Below are 6,309 nucleotides of genomic sequence, written 5' to 3'. Positions count from 1 at the left end.
GTATCAATTCCTTCATGATTAATAAATTGATAAACTGCATCTGGAATTTTTTTGGAAGTCATCACTTGCAGCCTTTTACTCACAGCCGGTCCTTTTTTTCTAAGTTTCGCAATGAAGTGCCCTTCTCCATCATCCATTGGAAAGATGCGACGACAAGATGTCGTATCTATTTGTGAATCCAAACTTAAACCCATTCTGCCCCAAGAGACATCAATCTTCATTAATTCCATATCTGGATGCTTTTTAATAAATTCTATAATGGTTTCTTCGTTTTCTTCACTTGAGTAAGTACAAGTTGAATAAACTAAAATGCCATTTTCCTTTAGTGCAAGATAAGCAAAATCTAAAATTTGACGTTGTCTTATTGCACAACTTTTCACATGTTGCGGACTCCAATCAACCAAGGCTTGGCTTTCTTTTTTAAACATACCTTCACCACTACAAGGAGCATCCACTAATACTTTGTCCATACATCCTTCTAATGTCTTACATATCTTATCTGGAGTAGAATTTGTAATAATTGCATTACTTATTCCTAAACGTTCAAAATTGCTTACAAGTATTTGAGCTCTTTTAGCTTCAATCTCATTACTAATGAGTAATCCAGATGAATTTAAACGTTCTACAATTTGACTACTTTTTCCTCCAGGAGCAGCACATAAGTCTAAAACCCAATCATTTTCTTCAGGATTTAAGACTTCAACTGCACTAGCAGCACTTGGCTCTTGCATATACATAAATCCTAAAGCATGTGCTAATGAATTACCATAGGTATCTTCTGAGTCCAAGATATATGCATTCTTAGCAAATGGCGATGCATGGCAAGGTATGTTAAACCACTTAAAGAAATCTTCGCTATTCACCTTTTTTGTATTAACACGAAAACCTCGATATACTGGTTGACTTAATGTTTGAATGTAAGAATCATACTCTTGTGCTAGGAGTTTATTCATCATCTGTAAAAATTCATTCTTCATGTTGAATTAGATCCTTTTTAGCCGTTTCTTTATCGCTTTGCATTTGTGCAATGAGTTCATCAATCGAATTAAACTTCATTTCTTCACGCAAATACTTTATAAATTCAAGTTTAACAAGTTGACCATAAATTTGTTGATTAAAATTTAGAATATGTGCTTCAATTGAAAGTTTATTTGAATAATTAAAAGTAGGATTATGACCTATATTAATAATAGCTGGATACCACTCATTTTCAACATTTATCCACCCCTCATAAATCCCTGTTTTAGGAATTATATACTCCGCATCAACATCAATATTAGCCGTTGGGAATCCAATTTCTCGCCCACGCTTTTGACCATGAATGACCGTTCCTTCCACTTGATAAGAATATCCTAGCAAACGATTTGCATGAATAATTTCGCCCTTTTCGAGATATTCCACTATTCTAGAAGTACTTATTTTTTTATCATCTTCATTAACAGAGTCAATTACTTCTACTTCAAAGTATTCCTTTGCATCGTCACTCAAAATTTTAGGATTGCCCATACCTTTTAGACCATAATGAAAATCAAATCCACAAACAAGAGCTTTTAGACTACAAGGTACTAATGCTTTATGCAAAAAATCATAAGGTGTAAGTGCTGACATTTCCTTAGTAAAATCAAGTGTAATAATCATATCTATACCTAACTTACTCGCTAGTTCTTCTCTTCTTTTGATTGTCGACAAGTGTTGGTATTCCTTTACATCTTTGATTACTACCCAAGGATCAGGGTTAAATGTTATAAGTGCACTTTTAGCATGATGTTTCTTTGCTAGTTCTAGTGTTTTACTAATTAGAGCTTGGTGACCTAAATGAAGACCATCAAAAAAACCAATACACGCTACAACTGGAGTTTCTATCTTATTTTCTTTATTTAAACTTATAACAACTGTTTCCATTACCATAAACCTCTTTTGCTTTTATATAAATTATCTTCAACTTTTTCATACGCTGCAAGAATTTCACCTTGGTGTGTTAATAGTACAAGTGGCTCTATACAATCTAGTCGTATTTTTTTCCCTTGTTTTACACTCTCAACATCAGCAATTTCAAAATGAGGATACTGATTATTTAAGATTTCATTGATTGAATGAAGTGATTTTTCATTAACTTCATCCAGTTTAATTGCTTGTTCTACCGAAATGTTTCCTATTTTAGAACGCACTAAAGATGTCATTGTACCTATAGTTCCCATTCTCTTTGCAATATCTTCACAAAGCGTTCTTATGTAAGTACCATTGGAAACTAAAGCACGTATCGTTATTTCTGTATCGTAAGATAAACATTCTAACTCATAAATTTCAATCTCGCGTTTTTCAAGTTCTATGGTTTTTCCTTCACGATGATATTCATATGCTTTTTTACCATTAACTTTAATTGCCGATACCTGTGGAGGAATTTGTTGTTGAATTCCTATAAACTCACTACATATTGATTCAAATTCAATTCTAGAGATAAGTGGAATATTCTGTTGTTCAATAACTTCACCCCAAATATCTCCTGTATCTGTTTTTATGCCTAACTTAAATGTTGCGATGTATTCCTTATTATTGTGTTCGCAATAAGGTAAACATTTACAAGCTTTGCCCACTAAAAGAATTAAAAGTCCTTCAGCATTAGGGTCTAAGGTTCCTGTATGACCGATGGAACGTTCATTCAAAATTCTTCTTATTCTTGCTACAACATCAAATGATGTCATATTCTTTTCTTTATTTATATATAATACTCCGTCCATGATACCTCATTTCCTGTTCTATTATAACAAGTTCATGATATAATAGCAAAGCATCAGGAGTGATAATCATATGTCAATTAAACAAATTTTAGGACGCATTCGTAAAGCTGATTTAGACTATAATTTAATGCAAGAAGGCGATCGTATCGCAGTTGGAGTATCCGGTGGTAAAGACAGTATGCTTCTTCTTTACTGTCTTGCTTTGTATCGTAACATTGCAAAGCGACATCTCGATAAAAATATAGAGATTGTAGGAATCCATATTAAGATGGGTTTCCCCAATATGGACTTCGAGAAAGTATTTGATTTTTGCAGAAAACAAAATATTGAATTTTATGAATTTGATTCAAAAATTTACGATATTTTAAAAATACAAGCAAATGAAGATGGTACTTTAAAATGTAGTATTTGTTCAAAGTTAAAAAAAGGTGCTGTTATTAATGAAGCTATTAAACTTAATTGTAATAAAACAGCTTTTGCTCATCATGCAGATGATGCAATCGAAACTTTATTCTTAAATGCTATTTATGGAGGTAGACTTGCAACATTTGCACCTGCTATGTTTCTTACAAACTCCAAAATGAACTTCATTCGCCCTTTTGTTTATACTTTTGAACAAGATATCAAAAATGCTTATAATGAGGTTGATATTCCTATTGTTAAAAGCACGTGTCCAATGGACGGTCATACAAAACGACAAGATATCAAGGAATTATTACAATCTATTTATAAAACATATCCATCTTCTAAAGAAAACTTTTTACTTATGTTACACAATCAAAAGAAACTTGATTTATGGGTTAAACAAGAGGATTTACCACAAAATGAACATTAAACGCGTTTACATTGAAATCACTAATCGTTGCAACTTACGTTGCAATTTTTGTAGTTTTCATCATCGTGAACTCAAAGAAATGAGCTTAGGGCAATTTGAAGCAATAATCAAACAAATACAACCCTATACTTCATATATCTATTTACACGTTCAAGGTGAGCCATTACTTCATTCTCAATTTGATGACATCCTCAACTTATGCGATCAGTATGAGTTAAAAGTACAACTTGTTACTAATGGGACATTTTTGAAAAATTACCCTTCACTATCGTCACATCCAAGCTTACGAAAACTAAGCTTATCACTTCATAGTTTGGACTTTCAAACATGTGATATTCATGAATATATGAATGAAATATTTTCTTTTATTAATAATAATCATACGAACTGCTATGTAGAACTTCGATTTTGGACAAGTGATAATTTAAGTAATAATGCTTCAACTGCATTATCGCTTATTAAAGAAAAATATGAATTCCAAAAAACTACAAAACCAAATAGTTTTAAATTGTTACCCCAAGTTTTTCTACATTTTGAGAATCAATTTGAATGGCCCTCTACCGCTGTATTACCCGCAACAAAGTTAGGTACTTGTCGAGGCGGCAAAGAAATGATTGCAATTCTGGTCGATGGCACAGTTGTTCCATGCTGTTTAGATGCTGAAGGACAAATCGACTTAGGTAATATTTATACTGAAGATTTGAATTCGATTTTATGTTCAAAACGATTTACAGATATAATAAAAGGATTCAATGATAATCAACTCATTGAACCCCTTTGTCAAAAATGTACCTATCGAAATCGTTTTAATTAAAGATGCCTTGGCATCTTTTAAAATGTCTTTGTGTCAATTGAACTTAAATATTCCTTAACAGTCGCTACCACTGGTTCAATAGTACCATCTTCAAAAGGAGATTTTAAACCAGCTTCTTTCACCAACTCTAAGAATGTTTTAGTTCCACCTAATCCACATAAATGAACATAATCAGACCAAGCTTTTTCATCTTTGTTAATCATTCTCACCCAAAATTGCAAAGCACATACTTGAGCTAAAGTGTAATCAATATAGTAGAAAGGACTTTGGAAAATATGTCCTTGTTGATACCACCAACAACCTTTTTCTAACATATCACAGCCTGCATAATCCTTATGTGGCAAATATTTCTTTTCAAGATCGCGCCACATCTTTTTTCTTTCATCTTTAGTACAATTTGGATTTGCATAAATTTCATGTTGGAAATGATCTACTAAAACACCATAAGGAACAAATTTCATTGCATCTGCAACATGTAAATAATAATACTTATCTGTCTCTTCTTTAAAGAAATATGGCATCCATGGATGTGCAAAGAATTCCATACTCATTGAATGAATCTCAGCACTTTCCATTGTTGGGAACATACATTCAGGTATCGTAATTGTTTTTTGTGACATATACGATTGAAAAGCATGTCCAGCTTCATGTGTTAATACATCAACATCACCACTTGTTCCATTAAAGTTACTGAAGATAAATGGAACTTTATAGTCTGGAAAATCTGTACAATATCCACCACCTTGTTTATTTGGTTTACTTTCCAAATCAAACAATTCTTGTTCAACCATGACATCAAAGAACTCACCTGTTTCCTTTGATAATTCATGATACATTTTATTTGCCGCTTGAATAAGTTCTTCAGTCGTACCTTTAGGCTTAGGATTTCCTGATAAAAACTCAATTTTTTCATCAAAATAACGTAATTCCTTATATCCTAAACGTTCACGTTGCTCATCATATAACTCTTTGGCAGCTGGTACAATAAAGTTTAAAACTTGTTTACGATAATTAGCAACCATGTCTGCATTGTAATCTAAGCGACTCATTCGTAAATATCCAAGTTCTGTAAATGAAGAATAACCTAACTTATGTGCCATGGTTGTTCTTACTTTTACCATTTGATCAAATATTTCATCAATCTCTTCTTCATTTTCTTCAAACCATTTCATTTTAGCTTGAATCGCACTTTCACGTGTCTTTCGGTCTTTATCTGTTGTTTTAACTCCAATACTTGATAAATTATATATTTTACCTTCAAAATCGATTTTAGCACCTGCATATAATTTAGCTTGTCTAGAAATCAACTTATTTTCTTCTTGCATATCAGAAATTATTTTCTCATCAAATGATTTAATTGCACATTCAGCAAGTTTAAAAAACGCACTTGGTATTCTACCCTCAAGTTCATTGCGTAATTTGTGATTCAAAATAATTTTATATAAATCTGAATTGGTAGAAGCATACATCGGACTTATTTCATCCCAATAATCATTTTCTTTTTCATAAAATTCATCAGCTGTATTAATAGAATAGCGTGTGCTTGAAAGTGATGCCATTGTTTGTACATGACTACGAATTTGATTAATTTTATCAAATATTTCCATAAAACTATTTACATCACTACATTCTTTCAATTCATTCTGAAGTGTATCTAATTGTCCTTTGACTTGATCATAATCAGGTCTTTCATACTTAAATTCTTTAAATTTCATATTTTCACCTCAATATCTATTATACATAGTTATCAGTAAAGTTGAAGTGTAATACCATTATATAAATAGGAATTAGTTGAATGAACAAATGGATTTATTAAAGTATTAGAGTATTTATCAACAATTATTAAGTTCTCACTATAAAGATATTCATATTGAATATCTTTATAAATTAACTCTAAAAATTTTTTTATATTTTCGACAATT

Annotated in this window: 6 protein-coding genes; 2 read left to right on the top strand and 4 right to left on the bottom strand. The window is 31.6% G+C overall.

Annotation, left to right across the window (positions count from 1 at the left end; translation table 11 throughout):
- The 3 genes from RSB60_RS10195 to truB all read right to left on the bottom strand — a co-directional run.
- Nucleotides 1-977, bottom strand: a 977-nt coding sequence (locus RSB60_RS10195; protein ID WP_332616134.1) for an RsmB/NOP family class I SAM-dependent RNA methyltransferase, incomplete at its 3' end; no start/stop codon positions are given.
- Nucleotides 967-1,902, bottom strand: coding sequence for a bifunctional riboflavin kinase/FAD synthetase (locus RSB60_RS10190; protein ID WP_332616132.1), 936 nt, complete (start codon nucleotides 1,900-1,902; stop codon nucleotides 967-969). The genes RSB60_RS10190 and RSB60_RS10195, both read right to left, overlap by 11 nt.
- On the bottom strand, nucleotides 1,902-2,738 hold the full coding sequence (gene truB / locus RSB60_RS10185; RefSeq protein WP_332616130.1) for a tRNA pseudouridine(55) synthase TruB: 837 nt from the start codon (nucleotides 2,736-2,738) through the stop codon (nucleotides 1,902-1,904). Before truB ends, RSB60_RS10190 begins: the two co-directional genes overlap by 1 nt.
- Before the next feature lie 70 nt (nucleotides 2,739-2,808).
- Here truB and RSB60_RS10180 point away from each other — a divergent pair, with 70 nt between their 5' ends.
- A complete protein-coding gene (locus tag RSB60_RS10180) occupies nucleotides 2,809-3,573 on the top strand; it encodes a tRNA 2-thiocytidine biosynthesis TtcA family protein (protein ID WP_323381582.1) in 765 nt (254 codons plus the stop codon).
- Nucleotides 3,563-4,387 (top strand): radical SAM/SPASM domain-containing protein, encoded by an 825-nt coding sequence (locus RSB60_RS10175; RefSeq protein ID WP_323381583.1) that lies wholly within the window; start codon nucleotides 3,563-3,565, stop codon nucleotides 4,385-4,387. Before RSB60_RS10180 ends, RSB60_RS10175 begins: the two co-directional genes overlap by 11 nt.
- 17 nt (nucleotides 4,388-4,404) lie before the next feature.
- Here RSB60_RS10175 and RSB60_RS10170 read toward each other — a convergent pair whose 3' ends face one another.
- A complete protein-coding gene (locus RSB60_RS10170) occupies nucleotides 4,405-6,102 on the bottom strand; it encodes a M3 family oligoendopeptidase (RefSeq protein ID WP_332490740.1) in 1,698 nt (565 codons plus the stop codon).
- Nucleotides 6,103-6,309: the final 207 nt, after the last annotated feature.

The sequence above is a fragment of the Anaerorhabdus sp. genome, from assembly GCF_036657415.1.
In the GTDB taxonomy this organism is placed as follows: domain Bacteria; phylum Bacillota_I; class Bacilli_A; order Erysipelotrichales; family Erysipelotrichaceae; genus Anaerorhabdus.
Note: the sequence above shows the minus strand (reverse complement) of the source record. Positions and strands in the feature narration are given on the sequence as shown.

What these genes read in the sequence shown, in the direction of transcription:
- RSB60_RS10180 (WP_323381582.1), top strand. Translation starts at nt 2,809, where the DNA reads ATGTCAATTAAACAAATTTTAGGACGCATTCGTAAAGCTGATTTAGAC.
- RSB60_RS10170 (WP_332490740.1), bottom strand. Translation starts at nt 6,102, where the DNA reads ATGAAATTTAAAGAATTTAAGTATGAAAGACCTGATTATGATCAAGTC.
- RSB60_RS10190 (WP_332616132.1), bottom strand. Translation starts at nt 1,902, where the DNA reads ATGGAAACAGTTGTTATAAGTTTAAATAAAGAAAATAAGATAGAAACT.
- truB (WP_332616130.1), bottom strand. Translation starts at nt 2,738, where the DNA reads ATGGACGGAGTATTATATATAAATAAAGAAAAGAATATGACATCATTT.
- RSB60_RS10175 (WP_323381583.1), top strand. Translation starts at nt 3,563, where the DNA reads ATGAACATTAAACGCGTTTACATTGAAATCACTAATCGTTGCAACTTA.